The following is a 24709-nucleotide window of genomic DNA, read 5'->3' as shown; positions in this document are numbered from 1 at the left end:
GATATTTTATACTTACATAATGAAGAAATAGAATACCGCAGCTAAAATGAAACGGTAGTAAGCGAACGGTGTTAGTTTTACACGACCTAATAATTTTAAGAATGAAACAATTGCAAGCATCGCAACAACGAATGCTGTAATAAATCCAGTTGCAAATAACGGTATATCAGCCACGCTTAATATATCCCAGCTTTTAATTAAATCTAAGGCACTTGCAGCTACCATCATTGGCACCGCTAGAATAAATGTATATTCCGCTGCCGCTGTATGCGAAACACGTGCTAATAAACCACCACTTATTGTTGATCCAGAACGAGAAAATCCTGGCCAAAGTGCTAAACATTGGAACATTCCGATTGTAAATGCTTGCTTATATGTGATTTCATCTAACGTTCTTGCTGTACTTGGTTTTGAAAACTTCTCAGCAACAATCATTAAAATACCACCAGCTACTAAACTAATAACAACCGGTCCTGGACCGAATAAAACTTCTTTAATTGCGCTATGGAATAGTACGCCGAGTATGCCGGCAGGAATCATCCCGATAATAATATGTAATAAATTTAAAGATGGTCCATCAGTTACTTTCCCTATTCCAACTAATGACCATAAACGTTTCCAAAATATAACAACAACTGCTAAAATCGATCCCAACTGAATAACAACTTCGAAAACTTTCGCTCTATCGTCTTCAAATCCAATTAAGTGTCCTGTTAAAATCATATGTCCTGTTGATGATACTGGTAAAAACTCTGTTAAACCTTCAACAGCACCCATGATTAATCCAATTAACCAATCAGCCACAAGTAGTGCCTCCTTAATAACGAATATGTAATTTTTTCACACCTTATCATAATACCTTATCCCTTTTCAAAGTGCATCCTTTTTTTATTGATTTCATTTGTTGTATACGCTTATTTCTTTTCTATTTTTTGATTAAATTGTATGATAATAAGAGTTTGTTTTTTACGTTGAAAGGGGATTTTATGAAAGAAACTAATTCATTCTCACAAAAGTTAAAGCAATTTTTATTACTCTTTTTCCCGATTTTTGTAACGCAAATGTCATTATTTGCGATGAGCTTTTTTGATACGACAATGTCAGGACATGCGAGTCCTATTGATTTAGCGGGTGTTGCTATCGGAACAAGTATATGGCTTCCCGTTAGTACCGGCTTAACAGGAATTTTAATGGCTACTACTCCTATTGTTGCACAGCTCGTTGGATCAAAGAAAAAGGAGGACGTTCCCCACATTGTCATACAAGCAGTATATTTAGCAATTTGTGCTAGTTTCGTTGTTATCCTTATCGGATTCTTCGCTGTTTCACCTATTTTAAATGGCATGCAATTAGAAGAACCCGTGGAACGTATTGCAGCACAATTTTTAATTATTATCGCGATTGGAATTATCCCTTTATTTACTTACACCGTTTTACGTGGATTTATTGATGCATTAGGAAAAACTCGAACAACGATGATTATTACATTACTATCATTACCAATTAATGTAGTATTAAATTACTTATTAATTTTTGGTCACTTTGGCTTTCCAAAACTCGGTGGTGTTGGTGCGGCAATCGCTTCTGCAGCAACCTATTGGTGTATTTTAATTATTACGGTTATTATTATTCGTACGAAAGAGCCTTTCGCTTCTTTCAATATCTTTAAACAGTTATACCGCCCTTCCTTTACAATCTGGAAGGAATTCCTGAAACTTGGCGTCCCTATCGGATTTGCTATCTTTTTTGAGACGAGTATTTTCGCTGCGGTAACACTTATGATGAGTAATTTTAGTACGACAACAATAGCAGCACATCAAGCAGCTATGAACTTTGCTTCCTTGTTATATATGACTCCTTTAAGTTTAGCAATGGCAATGACGATAGCCGTTGGATTTGAAGTTGGAGCAAAACGATACAATAATGCGAAACAATATGGATTTATCGGAATTGGGTTAGCCCTTGCTTTCGCTCTTTTATATTCAATCCTTCTTTATTTCTTTGATGATGAAATTGCTTCTATTTATACGACAAATGCAAATGTCCATCATTTAGCTAAAGAATTTCTTATATTCGCGATTTTATTTCAAATTTCAGATGCTATTGCAACTCCAGTACAAGGAGCACTTCGTGGTTATAAAGACGTAAATGTTGCCTTAATTATGACATTAATAGCTTATTGGGTAATAGGTCTACCTCTTGGCTACATGTTAGCAACTTATACTGACTGGGCAGCAAAAGGTTATTGGATTGGTCTTATTATCGGTCTAGCATTTGGAGCAATCTTCCTGCTTATCCGTCTCTTTCAAGTACAAAGAAAATATACAACGCAAAGCAGCCGCTAATGATATAGCGGCTGTTTTCTTCATGCATATTTTTTCTTGTAACGTGTAACATAATGAAAAAGAAAGGTGGATACATATGGACGAAAAACAAAAGAAACAATCATTCGATGAAGAATTCGCCCCTGAAATTTCACCTGGATATCGGCAAGATGTACATAAGCCACCTAAATATAAAAATACTTCTTTTTTAATGGGCATTACCATTTTCGCAGCTGTATTACTCGTGCTCATCATTTTCATCTATTTTTAAAGAAGGGTGGTCTACTATATGAAGAAACAAGATTCAAATCGTTCAAAAAGAACTGTTAAAACAGAAAAAGGATATGCAGGAGATTCTGTTCATACACTGAAACAAGTTGAGCAAGGAAATTTATACATTGCTCAAAAAGAACTTGGTCAACAAAATGAAAATCTTTAAAGTCCCTCTGCTTCTAGAGGGTTTTTTATTGTACATATTGTTTTTGTTCTAACACCATGAATAAATTATTAACCTTTACAATTTTCATGTCATAATTTAATTTCATTTCACTTCTCTTGCCATTTTCAATACCAGTAACGTACGCTACAGCATGATAGCGAAAACTCTCATCTGTCTCTTCACGTATCTCTTCGTTTGTAAATTTATACTCTAAATCCCGAAAACGGTTTGGGTAATAATTTTCTATTAACTGTTCATACCCTCTACTTACAAATATTTCTTCACCTTTTCGTTTCACATCTTCTTTATTATTAAACTCAAACACTGCTAGTTGCGCTGTCACAAAGTGTTCTCCTATCATTTTCATTTCTTTATCAGTTAAAGTTTCTATACTTTTGTTCTTTAATTCCTTATTTAACTCGTAGCGATCTATCGGTTTAAAGGTAGCAAAAACCTCCTCTTTATATGGCCAAAACAATCCAAAAGCGATACATAGAGAAATGATTAATATTCTTTTCTTCGTAATGCACCCCACCCTCCTCCATTAATGATAGTTATATTTTAACATATAGAAAGAAAATTCTGATATCATAAAGTAGAATAACCTACCTTTAACTTAGAAACGAGGAACAATTATGGACTCTTACAAACAATATATAAAAGAAGCTCTACCAGATCTTTCTATACATTCATATATGCAAAATGAAGAAGGGTGGGATAATATAACGGTTATTATAAATGACGAACTACTATTTCGTTTCCCACGAAAACTTGAATATGCAAACCGAATTCCGTTAGAAAAAGAACTGTGCACAATTCTTTCTCATTCATTACAAGAAATCGAGATTCCTAAGTATCATTTATTGTATAAGAATGATTGTAATACTGTTCCATTTTGCAGCTATTATCCTCTCATTCATGGTGAACCGTTAACAACTGAACTAGTTGCAAAGCTAGAGAAAAAAGAACTTGAAGTAATTATTACACAATTAGCCACTTTCCTTGCGACTTTACATAGTATTCCTTTAAAACGTGTTGAAACGCTAGGATTCCCTATCGAAAAAACACTTATCTACTGGAAAGAGCTACAAACAAAATTAAATCAATCTCTTACTAACAATCTTACTTCATTACAGAAATCAGCCTTAAATCGTTTATTCGAAAATTTCTTTGCCAATATAGCTAAATCTACCTTTCAAAATACAATCATTCATGCTGACTTTACACATCATCACATTTTATTTAATACGCAGAACAAAACCATTTCAGGTGTTATCGATTTTGGAGATGCTCAAATTGGCGATCCCGCTTTTGATTTTGCTGGGCTATATTATGATTTCGGTCATGAGTTTACTACATCTGTATATGAACAATACAGTGCAGTTATTTCTCACCGCGATCCATTACTCATTCACCGCATCACTACCTTTTATCAATACAGCCCTTTACTACATAACCTTATTTATAACATTGAAACAAACAACGAAATAACATTAAAGAAGAATGAAGAACAGCTTAAAGCAATACTACAGGGACGAGATTAAATTCTCTCCCTATACTCTCTCTCCTCATACATCATTAACTTTTTATCCATTTCAAAAATAACTTTATACAATTGAAATGCCTGTAAAATTTGCAGTTGAATTCCAAAAGGAGCATTCTGTTCTTTTAACCATTGAAATACTACCGTTTCATCTTTCATTGATTATTCCTCCTCTTATTAAAATCTGCTACTCATATACCGTAAATGATGAAAAGCTTTTCATGTCAATAACAAAAAAGGATGCAAATTTGCATCCTTTAATGTACTATATTTTTCTTCTGCTTCGCTTCTTTCTTTACTTCTTCCCTTTGGCATTCACTACGAAACGCACAACTCATACACTCAGAACGAAAATGACGCTCTGTATAGTGCTCAGGTTGCTGCAACATTTCTTTCATTCTAAATAAATCATCCATTCCAGTTATAATATCTTCCTGCTTTGGAATGTACTCATACTTAGTTCCTTCTATTAAATTAATAACTTCAATTTTCCCTGGAAGAATACCGAAAGCTTTATAACTGAATACTGTCATTAGCTTCTGACAAAGAGCAAGCATTTCCTCATCCGCATCGATAACATACTTTTTAATTACAAACGATTCAGCACTCCACTCACCAACTTCAAATGTCAATGACATGTGGACACCTAACTCTTCCATATATGTTTGAAACTTCTCATATAAAAATAACGGCGGTGCCTGACTATCATCCCTTTCAACAAACTGTAATAAGTGATCAGTTAGCTTTGCTAAAACAATATAGTACTCCGCCTTTGAAGCAAACATATTAATCCTTACTTTTCTCCAATACTTTTCTATTAATATTAAAAGTACAATTTTCGTTTGTTGGCCCGCAGGTAGCGTGTAATATTCATTAATAATTTGATTCACAATCATTTGCGCTATTTGTTGCCATTCAAATGAAGAAGGTTCTCTTCTTTTTATATGACGGAAATAAAATTTATGCGGACAACGCATAAAATCATACAAATGGTAATCTGTCATCGTTTTGATTGAGATTTTCTCATGCAATTGCTCTTCATCTCCCTTCTGCCATTAAGAAAGGTGTTTTACGAATTCAGCTCCAAACTGTAAACATTTTTCTACATCTTCATCTTCTGGCGTTAATTCTACTTTCAATCCTTCTAACACAACTGCTGCCCCGCGCTCCTGCAGCTTTTCTATTAAAATATCAACCGCTACCCCGTATTTCGGATAAGCCGAATCACAAGAACCGAATGCAGCTGCTTTTTTACCAGTTAAGTTAATAGAATCCATTGCATCATAAAAATCTAAAAAATCATCAGGAAGATCACCATCTCCCCAAGTATAAGCACCTAAAATAATCCCGTCATATTGCTCTAATATAGAAGCTTCTGGTGTATCCATAATATCAATTACTTCAATCTCATTTTCTGTTTCACGAATCGCACCCGCAATATGGTCAGCCATTTCCTCTGTATTTCCACTCATACTTGCAAAAATCATTACTAACTTACTCAACTGAACCTCTCCTTTTACCTTGTATCTCTTTTTCTGTTTGAAGTGTACTCTTCTCATCTACATATTCAGAACGAATTACATTTCGTTGCCATTCAATATGCTTATCAACATCTTTATTTTTTAATCCCCTTCGTAAAAGGTGAAATGTTTTTCTCATTAAGGTTCCTCATCTGTTTCGTTGATAATAATTATCAATTTCAATTATACCATTAGATTAATTGAAATTGATTATCAAAGTCAATAACTATTTTTTAAAAAATAGTTAAAATGTACAAGCTTGTCCGTTAGCTATTCATATACTATAAATGAGCATAGTTCTTTCTCAGCCCTCTCTGACGGAAGAAATAAAAGCAACTGCAATAGAGTGCAGTTGCCTTTTTTTATGCTTTATCAGTTTCTAGTAGTCTTATAGTTGTCTCTAAAAATAGTTCCACTCCATTAATTAAAGCCGATTCATCCACATCAAATTTCGGATGATGATGTGGATAACAAGTATCAATATTTTTATTCCTTGTTCCTAATTTAATGAAACAACCAGGTGCTTTTCTTAAATACGCTGAAAAATCTTCTCCTCCCATAGAAGGTTCAAGATGCACAATACGCTGATTTCCGAACAATTTTATCGCACTTTTTTCTACTATTTTCGTAATGTATTCATTATTAACAACTGGATCATATCCGTAACGATACGTATATGTATAATCTCCCCCATGTGCTTCTGTAATTCCTTTTACAATTTGCTCAATTTTCTCTTTTGCTTCCTCTCTTAATGTTTGATTAAAAGATCGAACAGTTCCCATTAAAGCTGCTGCACTAGGAATGATATTATCGGCCATCCCCCCATGAAATTGTGTAACTGACACTACTCTATGCATAAAAGCACTTGTATTTCTTGATACGATATGTTGTAAATTTGTAATAATTTGTGCTCCGATAGCAATAGGATCTATCGTTTCTTCTGGTCGTGCCGCGTGACCACCCTTTCCTAAAATTTCAATTGTAAATACGTCTGGTGCTGCCATCATAGGGCCATATACAATTCCTATCTTTCCACTTTCTAATCCAGACATAACGTGCAAACCTACTACATAATCGACGCCGTCCATAACACCGACCTCCACCATTTCTTGTCCACCACCGGGATACACTTCCTCTGCGTGCTGAAAGAACAGACGGATTTCGCCTGCAAAATCTTCCTTCATATTTGCTATCGTCTCTGCTGTACTTAATAAAATAGCTGCATGTGCATCGTGCCCGCATGCATGCATTATTCCTTTATGCACAGACGTATAAGGTTTCCTTGTCTCCTCTTGGATTGGTAAAGCATCTATATCAGCTCGAATCGCAACTACTTTTCCTTGTTGCCTTCCTCTTTTAATTGCTAGCACACTGTACTGCGTTGGTCTCGTTACTTCAAAAAAAGAAAATGAGCATAATGTTTCATATATAAATTGCGAAGTTTCTTTTTCATGAAACGATAATTCCGGATACTTATGGAAATGCCGTCTCCATTTAATGATATTTTCCTCTGAAATAAAACTCCTCCACTCTCTTTTCATAATAATTACCTCCTTTTAAAAGGCTCTATACCTTGAAAATGTACTAAGTACCCAGTGATTATTAACCCACTCCAATTCAGGAATAACAAAACAAATATTATATTTTCACGCCTTCACACAATCCACTTCCTATTTACATGTCAAACCCATTACAAATTCATGCTGAATGTAATATAATTGCTAAGTTAGGGATTTTCTTTTTTAGTATTTAGTGCTAATATCAGAAAAGAGCCTTTTGACTTATTTTTACCTAAAATGTGGGATTTTGTTTTTTTCACAATAATGTAGGACATGATACCTACAAAGAGCTATTATTTCATTAAGCGAGGGAAAGACATGGAAAGATTAAAAGAGATATGGTCTCAACCACTCACACAATGGGTTGCAAAGACGGTTTATTACCTTGCAATTTTATTTGCATTACTTTGGTTGTATGGATTCCATGATACAAACACAAGTACATTTATTTACAATGAATTCTAGGGTGGGAACGTTATGAAGTTATTAGAACAAATTGAAAAGTGGGCTGTAGAAACGCCTGATCAAACCGCTTTTGTTTGGCGAGATGCGAAAATTACGTACAAACAATTAAAGGAAGATTCTGATGCGTTAGCACATTGGATTTCTTCTGAGTATCCAGATGATCGTTCACCAATTATGGTTTATGGCCATATGCAACCTGAAATGATTATTAACTTTTTAGGTTGTGTAAAAGCTGGACATGCTTACATTCCTGTAGATTTATCTATTCCCGCTGATCGTGTACAACGTATTGCTGAAAGTTCTGGTGCGAAATTACTGTTATCAGGGGCAGAAGTAACGGTAACGGACTTACCAGTTCGCATTACAAGTGAAGATAACTTAAAAGATATTTTCTTTACTCATAAAGGGAATACTCCAAATCCTGAACATGCGGTAAAAGGTGATGAGAACTTCTACATTATTTACACATCAGGAAGTACAGGTAATCCGAAAGGGGTTCAGATTACTTATAACTGTCTTGTTAGCTTTACAAAATGGGCTGTAGAAGATTTCAACTTACAAACAGGGCAAGTATTCTTAAACCAAGCACCTTTCTCATTCGATTTATCTGTAATGGATATTTACCCATCATTAGTAACAGGTGGTACACTTTGGGCAATCGATAAAGATATGATTGCACGTCCAAAAGACTTGTTTGCTTCTTTAGAGCAATCGGATATACAAGTATGGACTTCGACACCATCTTTCGCAGAAATGTGTTTAATGGAAGCCTCTTTCTCTGAAAGTATGCTACCAAACATGAAAACATTCTTATTCTGCGGTGAAGTGTTACCAAATGAAGTAGCTAGAAAATTAATTGAGCGTTTCCCGAAAGCAGCAATTATGAATACGTACGGTCCAACAGAAGCTACTGTTGCTGTAACAGGCATTCACGTTACAGAAGAAGTGCTTGATCAATACAAATCACTTCCAGTTGGCTACTGTAAATCAGACTGTCGCCTTCTTATTATGAAAGAAGATGGTACAATTGCACCTGACGGTGAAAAAGGTGAAATCGTAATTGTCGGTCCAAGCGTAAGCGTTGGCTATTTAGGAAGCCCTGAATTAACAGAAAAAGTATTTACCATGATTGATGGTGAGCGCGCCTATAAAACAGGTGATGCTGGCTATGTAGAAAATGGTCTTCTATTCTATAATGGTCGTCTTGATTTCCAAATTAAGCTTCATGGTTATCGAATGGAATTAGAAGAAATCGAACATCATCTTCGCGCGTGTTCTTACGTAGAAGGTGCAGTTGTTGTTCCAATTAAAAAAGGTGAAAAATATGATTACTTATTAGCGGTTGTTGTTCCTGGAGAGCATTCGTTTGAAAAAGAATTCAAATTAACATCTGCAATCAAAAAAGAACTCAATGAGCGATTACCAAATTACATGATTCCACGTAAATTCATGTATCACTCTTCTATTCCAATGACACCAAATGGAAAGGTAGATCGCAAAAAATTATTGAGTGAGGTTACAGCATGACCGCATATGGATCATTTTATTTTTTCGCTATAGTAGGCATTTTATTAATACCTACTATCATAGCTGGATTAAAAGGTAAAATGTTGCGTAAATATAATGCCGTTTTAACATTAGTAATGCTCGTTATTATCTTCTCTGATAAACCGAAGCAAGCAATCATGTTAGCCGCATTTATTATTTGGCAATATGCCCTTATTAAAGGCTATTTAATGTTAAGAAAACAAAATAATAGTACATTCACGTTTTGTATAGCTGTTATTTTATCGATTTTACCGCTTATTTTGGCAAAAATCGCACCGTTTGTACCTGAATTGCATTTTATTGTTTTCGCAGGTATGTCTTACGTAACATTTAGAGCTGTACAGATGGTCTTTGAAGTTCGTGATAATTTAATTAAAGAACTTTCCTTCTTTAATTTCTGGGAATTCGTTTTATTCTTCCCTGCGATTTCAAGTGGACCTATCGATCGTTACCGTAGATTCCAAAAAGATATTCAAAAGCCGCCTAGTGCTGAGGAATATCAAAAGTTACTATATACAGGGATTAACCGTATTTTCCAAGGTTTTCTGTATAAATTTATAATCGCGCACTTGATAACAACATATCTTGTAAAGGCAGTATTCGCCAATCAAGATACACTTTTATCTAATGTGATTTTTATGTACGCTACTAGCATGCAGTTATTCTTTGACTTTGCAGGTTATAGTGCATTCGTAATTGGTATCAGTTACATGATGGGAATTAAAACTCCAGAAAACTTTAATAAGCCATTCCTTAGTCGTAACATTAAAGACTTCTGGAACCGCTGGCATATGAGTTTATCATTCTGGTTCCGTGATTTTATTTACATGCGTTTCGTCTTTTTTGCAACGAAGAAAAAGTTAATTAAGAACCGTTACACAATTTCGTATATCGGTGCATTTTTAAACTTTTTCATTATGGGAATTTGGCACATCCAAGGAAGCGCTGTTGCGCAGTATGTTATTTATGGTCTATATCATGCCGCACTGTTTATTTTATTCGATATTTTCGAACGAAAAAACAAGAAGCATAAGTTTTGGCCAAACAATAAATTTACACACGTCCTTGCGATTGTAATTACGTTCCACGTTGTATGTTTCGGTTTCCTGATCTTCTCTGGACACCTTAACAGATACTTTTAATGCACCCTTCTTATACTATTAAGAAGTTGCACATATAATATATTTCGGATATAAAGGAGATTTTAAAAATGGCAGAATTCAAAGAGCAAGTATTAGATATTTTAGAAGAAGTATGTGAAAACGATATTGTGAAAGAAAACTTAGATGTTCAATTATTTGAAGAAGGTATTCTTGATTCTTTCGCTGTAGTATCTTTATTAGTAGAATTCCAAGAGCGTTTAGAGATTGAAGTTTCTATTTCTGATTTTGACCGCGATGAGTGGGCTACACCAAATATGGTTATTAAAAAGTTAGAAGAAATCCGATGAACAAAGTGAAATTTGGTCCGATGCTTTTAGCATTGGCCCTTTTTGCTGTATTCTTACTTATTCCTACGCGCTTCCTACTCCCACTTTTAAGTGATAAGAAAGTAGAACAAGCTGCGACTTCTTTAAAAGAAGAAAAGATTCAAAGTATGATTTTACAGCAAAAGATGTTAGCAGACCCGAAATATCTTCCGATGTACGGTTCATCGGAATTCGCACGTATGGATGCTTTCCATCCATCGAATTATTTCAAAGTAAAGCCTGAAGGATTCACACCATTCCTACTTGGGCGCGGTGGAACACAAGACCTTGTACATGTATTAAACTTCACATCTACAATGGATCAATTGAAAGATAAGAAAATGATATTCGTTCTTTCTCCGCAATGGTTTGTACCACAAGGTATTGATGAGACACACTTTGCACCTAACTTTTCAAAACAACAAGGTTACCACTTCATTTTCAACGATGATTTAAAACCTGAAATGAAAAAACAAATTGCAAAACGCTTATTAAACTTTGAGATTGTTAAAAAAGAAACTTTATTAAAAATTTCGCTTGAAGGTATCGCCTACGATGATACAAAGTATAAAGTAAAAGCACTTGCTGCTAAACCTTTCGCTTATATTTATCGTAACATTCTAGATCGTAAAGATTTATTTACAGTTATGTTTAATATTAAGCCGCATAAAGAACAGCTTGATCCATCATTGAAACAAATGAACTGGGAAGAAGCTCGTAAGCATGCTGATCAAACAGGTGCAGTAGAATCAAGCTCTAACGAATATGGCATCGAAGATGATTACTTCAATAGCAAAATTAAGAAGAAATTAAAACAACGTGAAGGTTACTTAAAAAATGATGCTTATGACCAATCACCAGAATATGAAGATTTACAAATTGTACTTGATTTATTAAAACAATCTGGCGCAAAACCGCTCTTCATTTCTGTTCCTGTAAAAGGTCCTTGGTATGATTACGCTGGCTTCCCGAAAGAAAAACGCGAATTATACTACAATAAAGTTCATGAGCAAATTAAGCAAGCTGGCTATCCAATTGCTGATTTCTCAAATCATGAATATGATAAGTACTTCTTAAAAGATCATATGCACTTAGGTTGGAAAGGCTGGGTTTACATCGACGAAGCTATCCAACAATTTTATAAAGCAAACTAACGAAAAGACCGCTTGAATTATTCAAGTGGTCTTTTTTTATATACATCTTGTAATTGTTCAATTACGTTCTCTGCTTCTTTCATGACACGTTTCACTACGTGCTGAGCTGATTCCGTTCGTGCTAATGATGATGCTTGTCCCGCCCAAAGCGACATATACTCTTCCTTATTTTGCTTCGCTGCTTCTTGACGTATTTTTGAAGTTAATACGTTTTGCACTGGATACATCGGTAAATTCTCTTCTCTTCCTTCATGTTTCTCTATAAATTCATTACGAATACCCCGTGCATATTTCCCGGAAAACGCACGGGTTACCGTTGTACTCGTATCTGTACTATGTAAAATCGCCTCTTTATACACGTCATGCGTAATACTTTCTTCACTCGTTAAAAAGGCTGATCCCATTTGAACAGCTTCTGCCCCTAACGCAAATGCCGCAACAAGCCCTTGCCCATTCATTACACCACCTGCTGCAACAATCGGGATATGAGGTACTTCCGCTACTAATTGCGGGATTAATGCAAATGTACCAATCATCGCATCTTGTTCTTTCCCAATAAACGTTCCTCTATGCCCTCCTGCCTCGCTACCTTGCCCGACAATAATATCTACGCCTAACTTAGCAAGTGCTTTCGCTTCCGCTACATGGGTAGCTGTTCCGATAACTTTTATCCCTTCCTTTTTCAAATCATCTATTTCTTCTTTTTCTAACGTTTGAAATGCAAAACTAACGACTGGTACCTTTTCCTCTAATAATACTTGTAATTGTTCTTTATAGCTTTTTGGAAGTTTTAAAGTCTTTTCTTCCTCTATACCTAATTCTCTATTCACTCCACTAAGTAATACTTTCGCCTCGTTTACCTTCTCTTCTTCTATCTGTATCTCTTTCGTTAAAAGTAAATTAACACCAAAAGGCTTATTTGTTAGTTCCCTTATTTTATAAATCGCTTCACGGATTTGTTCTGGGCTCATATACCCTGCTCCAAGCGTACCTAATCCTCCGCTATTACTCACAGCTGCAACAAGTTCTGACGTTGTAATCGCTCCTGCCATACCTGCTTGAATGATCGGATACTTAATTTGTAATATATCTACTACTCGACTTGTAAACATCATTTTCCCTCCTACTTTCCCTATACCTTCTTTATATGACATGCTTTCCCCTTCTTTTACAAGGATTGAACTTTCGCTCAAGCGAATATATTGAAAGAGAAGGAGGCTGAGAACAATGATTTATCCAAATGCGTTGCAAAAAGGTGATACAGTAATGGTTATTGCACCATCTGGCCCACCAACACTTGAGAATATATTAAAAGGTGTGAACGTATTACAAGAGATGGGATTATCCGTAATAATTGGAAAGAGTGTTTATGAAAAATATGGATATTTAGCTGGAAGTGATCAAGTTCGTCTTGATGATATACATGAAGCATTTACAAATACTGAGGTCAAAGCAGTCTTTTGTGCACGAGGTGGTTACGGCAGCGCTCGTCTCCTCCCTTACATTCAATATGAAATCATTCAACGGAATCCAAAGATTTTTTGGGGATATAGCGATATTACGGCTTTACATACTGCCTTTTCACGTTATGCGGAGCTGGTTACTTTTCATGGTCCAATGATTGAAGAATTAGGAAAAGGTATAGATTCTCTCTCCTTATCTTCTTTCAATCAACTATTCCATCCGTATTCATCTATCTTATATGCATCAGAATGTATCGTACCTACCTCTCCATGTACAGTTACAGGCACATTAGTTGGAGGGAATTTAACTGTGTTAACAAGTATAATTGGCTCGCCCTATGAGATAAATACGTCAAATAAACTTTTATTGCTTGAAGATATTGGTGAAGAACCGTACCGCATTGACCGGATGTTAAATCAACTACTTTTATCTGGACAGTTTAATGAATGCAGCGGCGTTATTTTTACAAGTTGTCACGACTGCAACCCTTCTAAGCCATCTCAATCATTGCAAACAATATTATATGAATATTTCACGCCATATAATATACCTGTGTTATTCGGTTTACCGATTGGACATATAAGTCCAAATATCGGTATTCCCCTCGGAGCTACAGCAACAATAAATACAACTAACAAAACTGTTTCTATTTCTTCTGGTATAGCCACTCCATGTTCAAATTAAAAAGGAAAAGCTGCTAAGCTTTTCCTTTTACTTATAATAATTAAAGATTCGTCCTGATGCTATCTCTGCAATTTCTTCTGGAATAAATGTTTTACTCATATCTGTTCCAACATTTAATACAGCTGTCGCATCTTTCTCGATGCTACCCAATAATTCTTTTCCACGTATCGTAATAAGGGGTGTACCTTCTGGCAACACATCTTTTACAAATTTCAATTGTGTAAAGAACGGAACGATCCATCTACCCTCTCCTTGGAAATGACGCAAACGAAGTGTTCCTTCCGTTGCCCCGTCTTCTGCTTCAAGTGAACCAGCAACATAAAACTCCGTTGTTAAGAGCAATTCATAAAATTCCTTTTGCTTTTGTTTATCATCTCCTGCTAAAACGAGTACTTCTTCTATTTTCTTTACTGGAATTTGCTCCATATGATGCCACCCCTATTTTCAAAATGATTATACTTAGATTATACGAAATATTCTTATTTTTTTCTACATAATTCCACAATTATTTTCTTAAAATAATTTTAAAACACCTTCAGTCGTAACGATTTTGGCAAATTCATCATGTAAGTTTACAAGTGTCATATTGTGAATGTCCTCTGCACTATACTCTGTCCCGTCCAGAACTTTACGATTGAATGTAGCCGTCGCATCGCTCACTAAATACGTTGTAAGCCCTAAATTACCTGCCATCCGTGTTGTAGTCTCCACACAATGATTTGTTGTTAATCCTACAATCACTACCGTATTACAATTTTGTTCTCTTAATTGTTCTTCCAAATTTGTCCCAATGAACGCGCTATTAACGGATTTCTGGATAATTATTTCATCTGGCATTGGTTGCACTTCTTCTTTAAAGTTTACCGTTTCCGCATGTTGATAAAACATCGATTGAACATTTTCTTTATTTACATGTTGAATATGAAAAACTGGTAGTTTTCTTTTTCTCCATTCTTCTAACAAACTTTTCATATTTTCTTCCGCCAAAAGGTTATTCCTCACGCCCCAGTATGGTAAGTTGAATGCTTCCTGTACATCAATGATTATAAGTGCTGCTTGATTAAGCATAATATCCTCCTAATTAATTAGGCTGTAATTGAAACAGAAAACCAAGTTGCTGCGAAGCAGTAATAAAACAAATATAGGCACAAAGCTCTACAATTTCTTTTTCAGTCCAATATTGTTTTAATATATGAAACATATTATCATCTATCGCCTTTTGGTCATGAACAAATGCATGCGCAAAAGTAACGGCTACGCTAATTTCTTCTATTTTTTGTATATCATCCGGCTTTCCCTTTGCCATACAGTACGGACATTCATTCCCAAACGCTAATGTTCTTCTTACTTGCTCCTTTAACTCTACGGAAAGGGCCCCTGTACTATACAGTGTATTCTCTAACGTACTCCACGAATTTAATATATCTGGATTATGACCTAATAATTTTTGAAACTTTGTATCTCCTACATTTGATAATGTAATTCTCTCCACCATTTCCCCTCCTATTTCCTTCTTTTTTATTGTAAAATAAATAAAGTTCACTTTACATTTCATATGAATCTTAATTTTAAATTTTTCTTTACAAAAATCATCATTTTACTGGAGGTATATTTACAAATGCAATTAGACCGTGTTGATCGAAAAATTTTAAATGAATTATATAATGATAGCCGCCTTTCGATGCGTGAATTAGCAAAACGAGTAAACTTATCGGCTCCGTCTACTACAGAACGTGTACGTAAACTTGAAAGTGAGGGGATTATTCAAAAATACACAATCGATATCAATTATAAAAAAGCAGGACTTGTTTTAGATTGTATTTTAGAAATCACTTTAAAAAATGGTGATACAACACGTATGCAACAGTTTATTCAGTCTTATCCATCTGCAAGTTTTTGTTACCGAGTAACAGGAAGCTTATGCTACATTGTAAAAATCTCTGTTCCTTCACTCGTTGAACTTGAAGAATTTATCAATGATGTTTCTTCATATGCAACGACAGTTTCTCATATCGTATTATCAGAAGTAGCTCTTACTCCGGACATTGAACATATATTCCCAGAAGTTTAATTCATCTTTATTCACAAAAAGAGTAAAAACCCCTTACATTAAGAATAAAAATGATATATCATGTATTAAAATACATAAAGTTCGAGAAAGGGGCTTTACATTGAAAATCTGGTTTTATGAAAAAACGGCACAATTAGATGACTTGCTTGGTATTTGGGACAATGTTCCGACCATCCCACGAATTGGTGAAAAAGTTGAACTTCTAAAAACCGTTCGGATCGTTACAGATATTAAATATGTAAAGAACGGTAATAATTTTCGTGTAGAGATTATTACAAATTAAAAAGTAGCTCTTTAGAAGCTACTTTTTAATTATCTATTATGCGCTTTCTTTATAACAATTTTATCTTCTTCTACAGAAACTGTTACATAATCATTTTCTTCTAACCGAAGCTTATTTACAGCTTCATCAGGTAATTCTACAGCCATCAATCTATCTGTTACTATCACTTGGCTATATATTTCATTTTCTTCTGATGTATTCACTACTTTTTCTTCATTTATGAAACGAATCGGTGGCACACCAACTTCTTTTACTGTACGCCATTGGTTCCAAGTAAAAGGAATGAACCATAATAAACCGATAATCACAAGACCAATGCCGATCCATAAATTACTTTGTGCTTGTAATTCAGTAATCGAGATTGCGTCACTTCCATCTCCACCTACAAATTGCATACTCGTTGCAATCAAATTATTTAGAGCATGCACAGCAATATTCGTCCATATATTTTTTGTCTTTATGTATAGAAGGCACATAATAACACCGAACATGAAAGCACCGATAACATCAAAATGTCCTAGTCCAAAAATAAGAGAGGATATAATAACCGCTCGTTTAATCCCCCATTTGTAAGCCATTCGCTGCAAGAAAAAACCTCTAAAAATAACCTCTTCCATTATTGGGGCTAATACACATGCTGAAATGAAAGTAAATATCGTCATGTATATGTTACTCGTATTAATTACATTTCCATCTTCTAACATGGTAACTAAGAAATTAGGTAAAGTATGTGCTAAAATATAAAATTGAATTTGGGATATACCGACTGCAAAAATCATTCCCATGATCGTTGCTAATACAATTAACCCCCAATGTAAACGTCCGGGCTTATCAAAAAAACTTTTAAAAACAACATTATTTTTACTTGTTTTTAAATATAGCCACAATAGTGGAAATGCAAAAAATATTGATATTTGTGACAGCAACTCTATCGTATTGTCAGAAGCACCTGATAAATTTAATGGAATCATCGTCAGGAACATCCCTATAATCATCCATCCAAAAAAACTACGTAGCCTTATACGTGAAAATGCATGTTGCATATTGAACACCTCCAGAGATGATATAAAGTGAAACTTTAATCAGTATTTTATGGGTAGCCCTTCTCCACAAATGGCCGGATAACTAAATTATAATATGAATATAGTTGAAAATCTTCCTATTTTTCTCACTTTATTCCGAATAATATACGTATTAAATTACATAATAACAATCCTATTTGATATACCATATCAATGTTCTTCAACTTAGTTACAATTATGTTCCTAAGTAAATATGTATCTGCCACACTTAAAAGCTACATAAATCAAAAAAGCTGGTTAATAAAAATCCCCGTTAACACGGGGATTTTTCTACTATAATACGTCACGTTTTTGGAATAATACACTTGATGCTACAAGTAATACAGCAAAGTATGCAACTACAAGTAATAATGAAGTTGTAAACGTAAATTCTGTAAATGGTGGTTCTACTCCGCCACTTACTAATTTATTGCTGTCGTACACACTTAAATTTAAATGCGAGAATACAACAAACTTTGCAACACCTTTAGCAAACATCATAAGCACCATTGTAATTGCACTTTGTAAGAAGAATAAGAACAACGAAATAATTAATGGTAATACAGAATTTCTAAATACATTAGCTAAGCAAAATGAAAGAGTTGCAAAGAAGAACGGTGAAAGTACTTGATATAAAATGGACTTCATTACGATTCCTAACGTTACTCCTGTTTTACTACCGTCCATTACAATCCCGCCAATAATCATTGCGATTAACGTGCTAGCAAATATGATAAATAATATAGTAAGTAACACTGTAATATATTTAGAGAACAAAACTGTAATTCGTTTTCTCGGACGGATTAATAACTGCTTAATTGTACCTTTTTGGAACTCATCAGTAATTGTACGAGACGCAATCGTAATTCCAAAAATTGTTGCAAATAAGGTAATTAAACCAATCTCTGAACTTACAAAATCTAAATATGATCCTTTAAACTCATTTCCTCCTCCCCATTTCAGCATCGCTAAAACTCCCAAAATCTCCAATGCTGCAATTACACCTATTAAAATGTACATACCTTTTTTCGCATGTAACTTTAAAAATTCATTTTGAATTAATTTAAACATTACGCTTTCACTCCCCCTGTAATCGCTAAGAACTCATCCTCTAACGTTTTATTTTGAACAGTAACACCGTATACGAGTACATCAGCATTCACTAACTGTTTTACAATTTGCGGAATCTCTTCTTTCATTACAGATGCCACAGCTACATTTCCTTGTACTTTACCTTTAATAATTTCGTTCGCTTTTTGAACTTGATCTACTTCAAATGCAACTACAACTGTTTCATCATGCTTCGCTTGTTCATGTAAGTTATACTCTTGTACAAACTCACCTTGCTTTATAATAACTACGCGATCACACATTAATTCAATTTCACTTAATAAATGACTTGATACAATGACTGCAATATTTTCTTCTTTCGCTAATCGTTGTAAATAATCACGAATTTGGCGAATACCAGCTGGATCTAATCCATTTGTCGGTTCATCTAAAATTAAGATTTTCGGCTGATGAAGTAACGCCTGCGCAATTCCTAAACGCTGTTTCATACCAAGTGAGTATGTTTTCACCTTTTTATGAATCGCATGCTCTAATTCAACAAGCTTTACAATTTCAGCGATGCGCTCTTTACTAATTGGGGTAATCGCCATGTTCGCAAAATGCTTTAAATTTTGCATTCCAGTCATATAATCATATAGCTCGGGATTTTCTACAATCGCTCCAATTTGCTCTAGCGCCTTTTCACGCTCTGTGCGAATACTATGACCACAAATTGTAATATCGCCTTCTGTCATAGAAATAAGACCTGTCATCATACGAATTGTCGTTGTCTTACCGCTACCGTTCGGTCCAAGGAATCCGTATACCTCTCCTTCTCGAACCTCAAATGATAAGCCCCGAATAATTTCTGTTCTACCGATTTTTTTTCGGACATTTTCTAATTTCACTACTACATTTCCCAATGATGATTCCTCCTTTAAACTTCTAGTTTTTTGTCGATGATGCGCCCTGTAACTACTAATAATGTAATTGTTAATAAACAGTTAAAACATAGATTTAAAACTGTAATATCTGTACCAGAATAAAATGATGTATTTAAAAAGCCGTTTTGATCTATAAATCCAATATTATTTATGGCAAACACATACTTTTCTATTTGCTGAAAGATATATGTTATTCCCCCATTAAATGCGATAAAAACAACGAATAAGATTACGCAAACAATCTTACTCATCGATGATTTCACATTGAATAGCTTCGTAATTACTATAATTAAATAAATAGAAACTAGCATATTAACAAAATCTAGTCCCCATAAGAAAATAGATAACATATGATGTAATATTCCATAATCATATAAACTGTGGATTGCTTGCTGAACACCTAAATCTGTTTTTCCATTATAAATATTTAAAGAAAAATAGTATAGAAAAATGATTCCTATTCCTAGCAAAATCATAAAGAGTAGTACACAAAATAAAACATTTGCAGATATATATTTTTGTGCTGAAATAGAAGTACAACGTAGCATAGAGTTTTTTAGCATTTTTCGAAAAGACGATATACCTGTTAGAAGAATTGCGAATCCATTTATACCTAGTACGATAAAAAATATAATAATGATTATATCTTGCCTACCTGAAATTCTAGCTCCTGAAACTCCTTTCATATTAAATAAAAGAATTAATGAAACTGTAATAAATCCGAAGTAAATAATGGCTATTTTTCTCTTATTACAATTATACAGATAAAGAAAAAGCTGACTCATTTCTCATAGGCCTCCTTAAACAGCTCATGTACTGCCTTCCCCTTTTGAAATCGAAGTTCTTCCACATTTTCATGCAATATTATTTCTCCATCTTTCAAAAAGATTACTTCATCAAATATATTTTCGATTTCTCTTATTAAATGAGTTGATATAAGCAGCGTACAATCTTCACGATAAAATTTAAGGATTAGCTCAAGTACATGCTCCCTAGAAACGAGATCAATCCCGCCAAGCGGTTCATCCAGTACGAATAACTTCGCTTTTCGAGAAAATGTTAAAATGATTTGCAGCTTCTCAATCATCCCTTTTGACAATGCTTTAATTTTTTCTTCTAACGGTATTTTGAATTCCACAATCGTATCTACTGCTTTTTGAATATCGAAGTCTTTATAAAAATCTCTATAGAAAAATAAAGCATCTTTTACAGTCATCCAATCATCAAAGACTGGCTTATCGGACATAAATGAAACGATTTTTTTCGTCTCTAATCCTACCTTTTTACCATCTATTGTAATACTACCTTCAGAAGGATGCTGCAGGCCTGCAATCATTTTCAATAACGTCGTTTTCCCGCTCCCGTTATCTCCAACAAGCCCAACGATTTTTCCTTCTGTAATCTCTATGTTTAACTCACGGATCACTGCTTTTAATCCGTACCGCTTCCATAGATTTTCTATTTTTAATAACTCTGTCATTCGCTCTCCTCCCTTTTCTCATGTAATGAAGAACGAAGGATTGTAAGAATTTCTTCTTCTGAAAAACCTAAATTGTCCATTCCATCTATAAAAGAATGAAGTAATTCTTTCGCCATATCTTTTCGCAGCTCCATAATTTTCTCCCCTTCATTCGTTACATATCGCCCCATTCCTCTACGTGTTACAACAACTCCATCCCGCTCTAACTCTTGAAATGTACGTTGAATCGTATTTGGATTTACTTGTAAATCACTCGCTAATTCACGTACGGAGGGAATTTTATCGCCAGGCAATAAATGACCCGTTACAATTTCTTTCTTTATGTATTCCATTACCTGAATGTAAATTGGTGTATTTGGAGAAAACTCAATTTTCATTTCTCCCCTCCTGTCTTAGTGTGTTAGTTAAATAGTACACTAAGACAAATTACATGTAAATACTTACAACAAAAAATGTAATAAAAAGGCAGTGTAACTTTTCGTTACACTGCCTTCCTGTAATAACATACAGGTAAATCTATTCTAATTATAGTTTCAATCGTTTGAATTCACATATAACCTTATACAAAATTTATTTTACTTTTACTTGAGTTAGCACAGATTTAAACGTATTAATAACTGTATCTACTTCTTCATAACTAATTGTAAGGGATGGTTCAATACGAATAGTTTTTGAATTAATTAATGTTCCCGCAACAAGAATGCCTTGATCAAACATCGCCTTTGACACTTCATAACCAATCTCGTCTTTATGGAATTCAATCCCAATCATTAAACCTTGACCACGAATTTCAAAGATTTTATCTTCGTGTCCTTCTGCTGCTTGTTTCAATCCATTTAAGAAATACTCTCCAACTTCCATCGCTCGTTCCGGTAATTTCTCTTCCAATAAAACATGGATTGTTGCAATTGCAGCAGCACATGCAAGTGGATTTCCTCCAAATGTTGTTGTGTGCATAAATGGATTTTCAAACCAACTTTTGAATACTGTTTCTTTCGCAACAATAGCTCCCGCTGGCATTACACCTCCACCAAACGCCTTCGCAAGACAAATAATATCCGGCACGACATCATATAATTCTGCAGCAAACATTTTTCCTGTACGTCCCATTCCAGTTTGTACTTCATCAAAGATAAGGAGTGATCCAAACTCATCACAAAGCTCTCGTACTTGTTTCAAATAATTTTCTGGAGGTAAAATAATACCGCCCTCTCCTTGAATTGGTTCTAAAATAACTGCTGCAACATCTTCTCCCACTAATGCACATGTCTCAAATGTTTTTCTCATCATATCAATATCGCCAAACGGAACATGACGGAAACCCGGAATTAATGGTAAAAATGGCTTACGGAACATTCCTTTTGCCGTCCCAGATAAAGCACCAAGGCTCTTACCATGGAAAGCACGCGTTGTAGCAATGAAAGTTGTTCGTTCACTATACATTTTTGCTAGTTTTAATGCTGCCTCTACGCTTTCTGTTCCACTATTTGTGAAGAAGGCATATTTCAAATCACCAGGTGTAATATCCGCTAAAATCTTTGCAAGCATTGCTCGAAGTGGATCTAGTAAGTCCTGACTGTGCAATGCTTGACGCTTTAATTGATCCGTTACAGCTTTTACCACTTTCGGATTACGGTGACCAACATTATAAATTCCAAATCCACCTAAACAGTCAATATACTTTTTACCATTAATATCCATGAAGCAAGATCCTTCATCTGACCATTCTACTGCTGCAAATTGTCCATCTTTTGTTACTGTTTTTCTATAAGCAAGAAAACCAGGGTTTACATGCTCTCTAAATCCATCTACTGTTTCTTTTTGAATCCAGTTTGCCTCTTCTTCAGTAACCTTTTCTTTTTCAATTAACTGTAGTACTTTCGTAATATACTCATTTACATTTGATTCTTTCTCATTCAATTTATTTTTCACGTTCGTTTCCATCTAATTCACCTCTACATTTTTTTTATTTGCAAACCAACCAATAGGTTCTACTTCTAGATTTATATTAATCTGCTTAATCTCTTGAAATTCTTCTAAACCAAACGTTCCTAGACTACGACCTATACCACTTTGCTTATATCCGCCCCAAGGCGCCTCATTGTATGTTGGATGATAGCTATTAATCCACGTAATTCCTGCGCGAAGTTTGCGAATCACACGCATTGCTTTTGCACCATCGACTGTAAATACTCCTCCAGCCAAACCATAGTCTGTACCATTTGCCAACTCAATTGCTTCCTGTTCGTCTTTAAACTTTTGAATTACTACAACAGGACCGAAGATTTCTTCCTGGACAATGCGCATATCAGGTTTTACATTGACAAAGACTGTTGGTTCAATAAAGAAACCATCACCTTTTCCATCCTCCATTATTCGTCTACCTCCGCAAGCAACGTTTGCACCTTCGTCTTTCCCAATTTCAATATAGCGTAATACTTTTTCCATATGTTCTTGACTTACAAGTGGCCCCATTTCTGATTCTGGATTATCACCAGGTCCAACGTTAATTTGCTGTGCTCGCTCTACAAAACTATTAACAAATTTATCATAAATCTTTTCTTCTACAAGGATTCTTGATCCTGCTGAACATACTTGTCCGCTACCTGCATAAATACCGAATAGAGCATAATCAATAGCGGTCTCAAAATCTGCATCTGCAAAAATAATATTTGGAGATTTCCCTCCAAGTTCTAACGAAATCTTTTTCATATTATCAGCCGCTGTTCTCATAATGTGCTTACCTGTTTTTGTTCCACCTGTAAAGGAAATCATATCCACTTTATTACTCGCTGCAATTTCATTTCCTACTATTGGACCAGCCCCCATTACCATATTGGCAACACCTTTTGGTAGCCTTACTTTTTCAAGGATTTCGAATAGCTTTGTTGCAGTGATTGGTGTCACTTCAGAAGGTTTAAACACAATTGTATTTCCAGCTGCTAAAGCAGGTGCAATTTTCCATACACTCATCAATAGCGGATAATTCCATGGAACAATTAATCCACAAACACCAACTGGTTCTCTTACAACCATCGCTTGCATCGGATCGGCTACATGATATGTTTGACCATCTGGCTTTGTAATCAATCCGGCATAATAGCGAAAACAAGCCGCTGCATCTCCAATATCTCCTTCTGCCTCACGGTATGTTTTTCCATTATCCATTGTTTCAAGGTACACTAATTCTTCCATATTTTTATCAATTTCATCTGCTATTTTAAATAAATATGATGCCCTTTCAGCAGTGGATGTCGCTGACCAAATTCCGCTATCGAAAGCCATTCTTGCCACTTCTATCGCGTATTTTGCATCCTCAATCGTTCCCTCAGGTGCATATGCTATACCCTTGCCATTCGCAGGGTTAATAATCGTTCTTTTCTCTTGATTACTAGACTCTCTCCATTCACCGTTTACATACATTTTTAAATCTAGCACTATATTGAATCCCCCTTCATCGATCGTTTATATATTTATAAGCAATTTTCATGCCAATATTTAAAATCCAAAGGAATCATACATAAACTGACTATTTTCTTAAAAACAATAAACAATTTATGCATTCTCGCATACACTATTCCATTTTGCATAAAACGGAATGTTAATCATTTCCGCTACCGCCTTCACCACTCGGGACTTGACTCCTAGAGAA

At 34.8% G+C, this 24709-nt stretch carries 31 protein-coding genes; 12 read left to right on the top strand and 19 right to left on the bottom strand.

Annotation, left to right across the window (positions count from 1 at the left end; all coding sequences use genetic code 11):
- Positions 1-12: 12 nt before the first annotated feature.
- Positions 13-804 (bottom strand): bacitracin resistance undecaprenyl-diphosphatase, encoded by a 792-nt coding sequence (gene uppP / locus SB773_RS16105; RefSeq protein ID WP_002030627.1) that lies wholly within the window; start codon positions 802-804, stop codon positions 13-15.
- A 182-nt stretch (positions 805-986) separates the two neighbouring features.
- Between uppP and SB773_RS16100 the strand changes: the two genes are divergently transcribed.
- From SB773_RS16100 to SB773_RS16090, 3 genes are all read left to right on the top strand, one after another.
- The gene (locus SB773_RS16100; RefSeq protein ID WP_002126252.1) at positions 987-2345 is read left to right on the top strand and encodes an MATE family efflux transporter; all 1359 of its coding nucleotides are present in this window, start codon (positions 987-989) and stop codon (positions 2343-2345) included.
- Between the two features lie 76 nt (positions 2346-2421).
- Positions 2422-2595, top strand: a complete 174-nt coding sequence (locus SB773_RS16095; protein ID WP_410590853.1) for a 2-isopropylmalate synthase — start codon at positions 2422-2424, stop codon at positions 2593-2595.
- An 18-nt stretch (positions 2596-2613) separates the two neighbouring features.
- Positions 2614-2763: a hypothetical protein gene (locus tag SB773_RS16090; protein WP_000743737.1), complete on the top strand. Its 150-nt coding sequence runs from the start codon at positions 2614-2616 to the stop codon at positions 2761-2763.
- 25 nt (positions 2764-2788) lie between these two features.
- Here SB773_RS16090 and SB773_RS16085 read toward each other — a convergent pair whose 3' ends face one another.
- Complete coding sequence (locus tag SB773_RS16085) at positions 2789-3298, bottom strand: biotin transporter BioY (RefSeq protein ID WP_410590851.1); 510 nt, start codon at positions 3296-3298, stop codon at positions 2789-2791.
- A gap of 100 nt (positions 3299-3398) precedes the next feature.
- Between SB773_RS16085 and SB773_RS16080 the strand changes: the two genes are divergently transcribed.
- The gene (locus tag SB773_RS16080) at positions 3399-4307 is read left to right on the top strand and encodes an aminoglycoside phosphotransferase family protein (protein ID WP_410590849.1); all 909 of its coding nucleotides are present in this window, start codon (positions 3399-3401) and stop codon (positions 4305-4307) included.
- On the opposite strand, the gene SB773_RS16075 is transcribed toward SB773_RS16080, so the two are convergent.
- From SB773_RS16075 to SB773_RS16055, 5 genes are all read right to left on the bottom strand, one after another.
- Positions 4304-4465: a hypothetical protein gene (locus SB773_RS16075; RefSeq protein ID WP_410590847.1), complete on the bottom strand. Its 162-nt coding sequence runs from the start codon at positions 4463-4465 to the stop codon at positions 4304-4306. The two genes, SB773_RS16080 and SB773_RS16075, sit on opposite strands and share 4 nt — an antisense overlap.
- A 98-nt stretch (positions 4466-4563) precedes the next feature.
- Positions 4564-5337, bottom strand: coding sequence for a hypothetical protein (locus tag SB773_RS16070; protein ID WP_410590845.1), 774 nt, complete (start codon positions 5335-5337; stop codon positions 4564-4566).
- Positions 5338-5361: 24 nt separating this feature from the next.
- On the bottom strand, positions 5362-5808 hold the full coding sequence (locus SB773_RS16065; RefSeq protein ID WP_002086759.1) for a flavodoxin: 447 nt from the start codon (positions 5806-5808) through the stop codon (positions 5362-5364).
- Positions 5801-5965, bottom strand: a complete 165-nt coding sequence (locus SB773_RS16060; RefSeq protein ID WP_002011628.1) for a hypothetical protein — start codon at positions 5963-5965, stop codon at positions 5801-5803. The genes SB773_RS16065 and SB773_RS16060 overlap by 8 nt, the downstream gene beginning before the upstream one ends.
- Before the next feature lie 223 nt (positions 5966-6188).
- Positions 6189-7367, bottom strand: coding sequence for an amidohydrolase (locus tag SB773_RS16055; RefSeq protein ID WP_410590842.1), 1179 nt, complete (start codon positions 7365-7367; stop codon positions 6189-6191).
- 336 nt (positions 7368-7703) lie between these two features.
- On the opposite strand from SB773_RS16055, the gene SB773_RS16050 reads away from it, so the two are divergent.
- The 5 genes from SB773_RS16050 to dltD all read left to right on the top strand — a co-directional run bounded on the left by SB773_RS16050 (position 7704) and on the right by dltD (position 12020).
- Positions 7704-7850 (top strand): teichoic acid D-Ala incorporation-associated protein DltX, encoded by a 147-nt coding sequence (locus tag SB773_RS16050; RefSeq protein WP_002011626.1) that lies wholly within the window; start codon positions 7704-7706, stop codon positions 7848-7850.
- A gap of 12 nt (positions 7851-7862) precedes the next feature.
- Positions 7863-9377 carry a D-alanine--poly(phosphoribitol) ligase subunit DltA gene (gene dltA, locus SB773_RS16045; RefSeq protein ID WP_002064418.1) on the top strand — a complete coding sequence of 505 codons (1515 nt, stop codon included), beginning with the start codon at positions 7863-7865 and terminating at the stop codon, positions 9375-9377.
- Positions 9374-10540, top strand: a complete 1167-nt coding sequence (gene dltB / locus SB773_RS16040) for a D-alanyl-lipoteichoic acid biosynthesis protein DltB (protein ID WP_063219072.1) — start codon at positions 9374-9376, stop codon at positions 10538-10540. The genes dltA and dltB overlap by 4 nt, the downstream gene beginning before the upstream one ends.
- 68 nt (positions 10541-10608) lie before the next feature.
- Positions 10609-10848 (top strand): D-alanine--poly(phosphoribitol) ligase subunit DltC, encoded by a 240-nt coding sequence (gene dltC / locus SB773_RS16035; RefSeq protein WP_002011622.1) that lies wholly within the window; start codon positions 10609-10611, stop codon positions 10846-10848.
- Positions 10845-12020 carry a D-alanyl-lipoteichoic acid biosynthesis protein DltD gene (gene dltD / locus SB773_RS16030; RefSeq protein WP_131246166.1) on the top strand — a complete coding sequence of 392 codons (1176 nt, stop codon included), beginning with the start codon at positions 10845-10847 and terminating at the stop codon, positions 12018-12020. The genes dltC and dltD overlap by 4 nt, the downstream gene beginning before the upstream one ends.
- 17 nt (positions 12021-12037) lie before the next feature.
- Here dltD and SB773_RS16025 read toward each other — a convergent pair whose 3' ends face one another.
- Positions 12038-13174: an NAD(P)H-dependent flavin oxidoreductase gene (locus SB773_RS16025; protein WP_215587506.1), complete on the bottom strand. Its 1137-nt coding sequence runs from the start codon at positions 13172-13174 to the stop codon at positions 12038-12040.
- Between the two features lie 73 nt (positions 13175-13247).
- Here SB773_RS16025 and SB773_RS16020 point away from each other — a divergent pair, with 73 nt between their 5' ends.
- The gene (locus SB773_RS16020; RefSeq protein WP_002011617.1) at positions 13248-14168 is read left to right on the top strand and encodes a S66 peptidase family protein; all 921 of its coding nucleotides are present in this window, start codon (positions 13248-13250) and stop codon (positions 14166-14168) included.
- 27 nt (positions 14169-14195) lie between these two features.
- Here the strand turns inward: SB773_RS16020 and SB773_RS16015 are convergent, their stop codons facing one another.
- The 3 genes from SB773_RS16015 to SB773_RS16005 all read right to left on the bottom strand — a co-directional run bounded on the left by SB773_RS16015 (position 14196) and on the right by SB773_RS16005 (position 15663).
- Positions 14196-14594: an SseB family protein gene (locus SB773_RS16015; RefSeq protein WP_002011614.1), complete on the bottom strand. Its 399-nt coding sequence runs from the start codon at positions 14592-14594 to the stop codon at positions 14196-14198.
- A gap of 87 nt (positions 14595-14681) precedes the next feature.
- Entirely contained in the window at positions 14682-15236 is a 555-nt protein-coding gene (locus SB773_RS16010) for a cysteine hydrolase family protein (protein WP_283749542.1), read from the bottom strand.
- Between the two features lie 13 nt (positions 15237-15249).
- Positions 15250-15663 (bottom strand): carboxymuconolactone decarboxylase family protein, encoded by a 414-nt coding sequence (locus SB773_RS16005; protein ID WP_410590837.1) that lies wholly within the window; start codon positions 15661-15663, stop codon positions 15250-15252.
- Positions 15664-15786: 123 nt separating this feature from the next.
- Between SB773_RS16005 and SB773_RS16000 the strand changes: the two genes are divergently transcribed.
- Entirely contained in the window at positions 15787-16239 is a 453-nt protein-coding gene (locus SB773_RS16000; protein ID WP_002030598.1) for an Lrp/AsnC family transcriptional regulator, read from the top strand.
- A gap of 100 nt (positions 16240-16339) precedes the next feature.
- On the top strand, positions 16340-16522 hold the full coding sequence (locus tag SB773_RS15995; protein ID WP_000707108.1) for a DUF3913 family protein: 183 nt from the start codon (positions 16340-16342) through the stop codon (positions 16520-16522).
- Positions 16523-16551: 29 nt separating this feature from the next.
- Here the strand turns inward: SB773_RS15995 and SB773_RS15990 are convergent, their stop codons facing one another.
- The 8 genes from SB773_RS15990 to SB773_RS15955 form a co-directional block, all read right to left on the bottom strand.
- Positions 16552-17565 (bottom strand): CPBP family intramembrane glutamic endopeptidase, encoded by a 1014-nt coding sequence (locus tag SB773_RS15990; RefSeq protein WP_078177950.1) that lies wholly within the window; start codon positions 17563-17565, stop codon positions 16552-16554.
- Between the two features lie 312 nt (positions 17566-17877).
- Complete coding sequence (locus SB773_RS15985) at positions 17878-18654, bottom strand: ABC transporter permease (RefSeq protein WP_002030593.1); 777 nt, start codon at positions 18652-18654, stop codon at positions 17878-17880.
- A complete protein-coding gene (locus tag SB773_RS15980) occupies positions 18654-19556 on the bottom strand; it encodes an ABC transporter ATP-binding protein (protein ID WP_002030591.1) in 903 nt (300 codons plus the stop codon). Before SB773_RS15980 ends, SB773_RS15985 begins: the two co-directional genes overlap by 1 nt.
- 14 nt (positions 19557-19570) lie before the next feature.
- Entirely contained in the window at positions 19571-20362 is a 792-nt protein-coding gene (locus SB773_RS15975; RefSeq protein ID WP_060750609.1) for a hypothetical protein, read from the bottom strand.
- Positions 20359-21057 (bottom strand): ABC transporter ATP-binding protein, encoded by a 699-nt coding sequence (locus tag SB773_RS15970; RefSeq protein ID WP_113733573.1) that lies wholly within the window; start codon positions 21055-21057, stop codon positions 20359-20361. The genes SB773_RS15975 and SB773_RS15970 overlap by 4 nt, the downstream gene beginning before the upstream one ends.
- Positions 21054-21434, bottom strand: coding sequence for a GntR family transcriptional regulator (locus tag SB773_RS15965; RefSeq protein ID WP_060750611.1), 381 nt, complete (start codon positions 21432-21434; stop codon positions 21054-21056). Before SB773_RS15965 ends, SB773_RS15970 begins: the two co-directional genes overlap by 4 nt.
- A gap of 193 nt (positions 21435-21627) precedes the next feature.
- Entirely contained in the window at positions 21628-23001 is a 1374-nt protein-coding gene (locus SB773_RS15960) for a putrescine aminotransferase (protein ID WP_002030584.1), read from the bottom strand.
- Positions 23002-24495 (bottom strand): aldehyde dehydrogenase family protein, encoded by a 1494-nt coding sequence (locus SB773_RS15955; RefSeq protein ID WP_410590831.1) that lies wholly within the window; start codon positions 24493-24495, stop codon positions 23002-23004.
- Between the last annotated feature and the right edge of the window lie 214 nt (positions 24496-24709).

This window comes from Bacillus sp. SIMBA_074 (genome assembly GCF_046534555.1).
GTDB classification, from domain to species: Bacteria; Bacillota; Bacilli; order Bacillales; family Bacillaceae_G; genus Bacillus_A; species Bacillus_A mycoides.
Note: the sequence above shows the minus strand (reverse complement) of the source record. Positions and strands in the feature narration are given on the sequence as shown.

Bases quoted from the DNA above. Each gene is read 5' to 3' on its own strand.
- SB773_RS16100 (WP_002126252.1), top strand. From the start codon at position 987: ATGAAAGAAACTAATTCATTCTCACAAAAGTTAAAGCAATTTTTATTA.
- SB773_RS16095 (WP_410590853.1), top strand. From the start codon at position 2,422: ATGGACGAAAAACAAAAGAAACAATCATTCGATGAAGAATTCGCCCCT.
- SB773_RS16090 (WP_000743737.1), top strand. From the start codon at position 2,614: ATGAAGAAACAAGATTCAAATCGTTCAAAAAGAACTGTTAAAACAGAA.
- SB773_RS16080 (WP_410590849.1), top strand. From the start codon at position 3,399: ATGGACTCTTACAAACAATATATAAAAGAAGCTCTACCAGATCTTTCT.
- SB773_RS16075 (WP_410590847.1), bottom strand. From the start codon at position 4,465: ATGAAAGATGAAACGGTAGTATTTCAATGGTTAAAAGAACAGAATGCT.
- SB773_RS16060 (WP_002011628.1), bottom strand. From the start codon at position 5,965: ATGAGAAAAACATTTCACCTTTTACGAAGGGGATTAAAAAATAAAGAT.
- SB773_RS16055 (WP_410590842.1), bottom strand. From the start codon at position 7,367: ATGAAAAGAGAGTGGAGGAGTTTTATTTCAGAGGAAAATATCATTAAA.
- SB773_RS16050 (WP_002011626.1), top strand. From the start codon at position 7,704: ATGGAAAGATTAAAAGAGATATGGTCTCAACCACTCACACAATGGGTT.
- dltA (WP_002064418.1), top strand. From the start codon at position 7,863: ATGAAGTTATTAGAACAAATTGAAAAGTGGGCTGTAGAAACGCCTGAT.
- dltB (WP_063219072.1), top strand. From the start codon at position 9,374: ATGACCGCATATGGATCATTTTATTTTTTCGCTATAGTAGGCATTTTA.
- dltC (WP_002011622.1), top strand. From the start codon at position 10,609: ATGGCAGAATTCAAAGAGCAAGTATTAGATATTTTAGAAGAAGTATGT.
- dltD (WP_131246166.1), top strand. From the start codon at position 10,845: ATGAACAAAGTGAAATTTGGTCCGATGCTTTTAGCATTGGCCCTTTTT.
- SB773_RS16025 (WP_215587506.1), bottom strand. From the start codon at position 13,174: ATGTCATATAAAGAAGGTATAGGGAAAGTAGGAGGGAAAATGATGTTT.
- SB773_RS16020 (WP_002011617.1), top strand. From the start codon at position 13,248: ATGATTTATCCAAATGCGTTGCAAAAAGGTGATACAGTAATGGTTATT.
- SB773_RS16015 (WP_002011614.1), bottom strand. From the start codon at position 14,594: ATGGAGCAAATTCCAGTAAAGAAAATAGAAGAAGTACTCGTTTTAGCA.
- SB773_RS16010 (WP_283749542.1), bottom strand. From the start codon at position 15,236: ATGCTTAATCAAGCAGCACTTATAATCATTGATGTACAGGAAGCATTC.
- SB773_RS16005 (WP_410590837.1), bottom strand. From the start codon at position 15,663: ATGGTGGAGAGAATTACATTATCAAATGTAGGAGATACAAAGTTTCAA.
- SB773_RS16000 (WP_002030598.1), top strand. From the start codon at position 15,787: ATGCAATTAGACCGTGTTGATCGAAAAATTTTAAATGAATTATATAAT.
- SB773_RS15990 (WP_078177950.1), bottom strand. From the start codon at position 17,565: ATGCAACATGCATTTTCACGTATAAGGCTACGTAGTTTTTTTGGATGG.
- SB773_RS15985 (WP_002030593.1), bottom strand. From the start codon at position 18,654: ATGTTTAAATTAATTCAAAATGAATTTTTAAAGTTACATGCGAAAAAA.
- SB773_RS15975 (WP_060750609.1), bottom strand. From the start codon at position 20,362: ATGAGTCAGCTTTTTCTTTATCTGTATAATTGTAATAAGAGAAAAATA.
- SB773_RS15970 (WP_113733573.1), bottom strand. From the start codon at position 21,057: ATGACAGAGTTATTAAAAATAGAAAATCTATGGAAGCGGTACGGATTA.
- SB773_RS15965 (WP_060750611.1), bottom strand. From the start codon at position 21,434: ATGAAAATTGAGTTTTCTCCAAATACACCAATTTACATTCAGGTAATG.
- SB773_RS15960 (WP_002030584.1), bottom strand. From the start codon at position 23,001: ATGGAAACGAACGTGAAAAATAAATTGAATGAGAAAGAATCAAATGTA.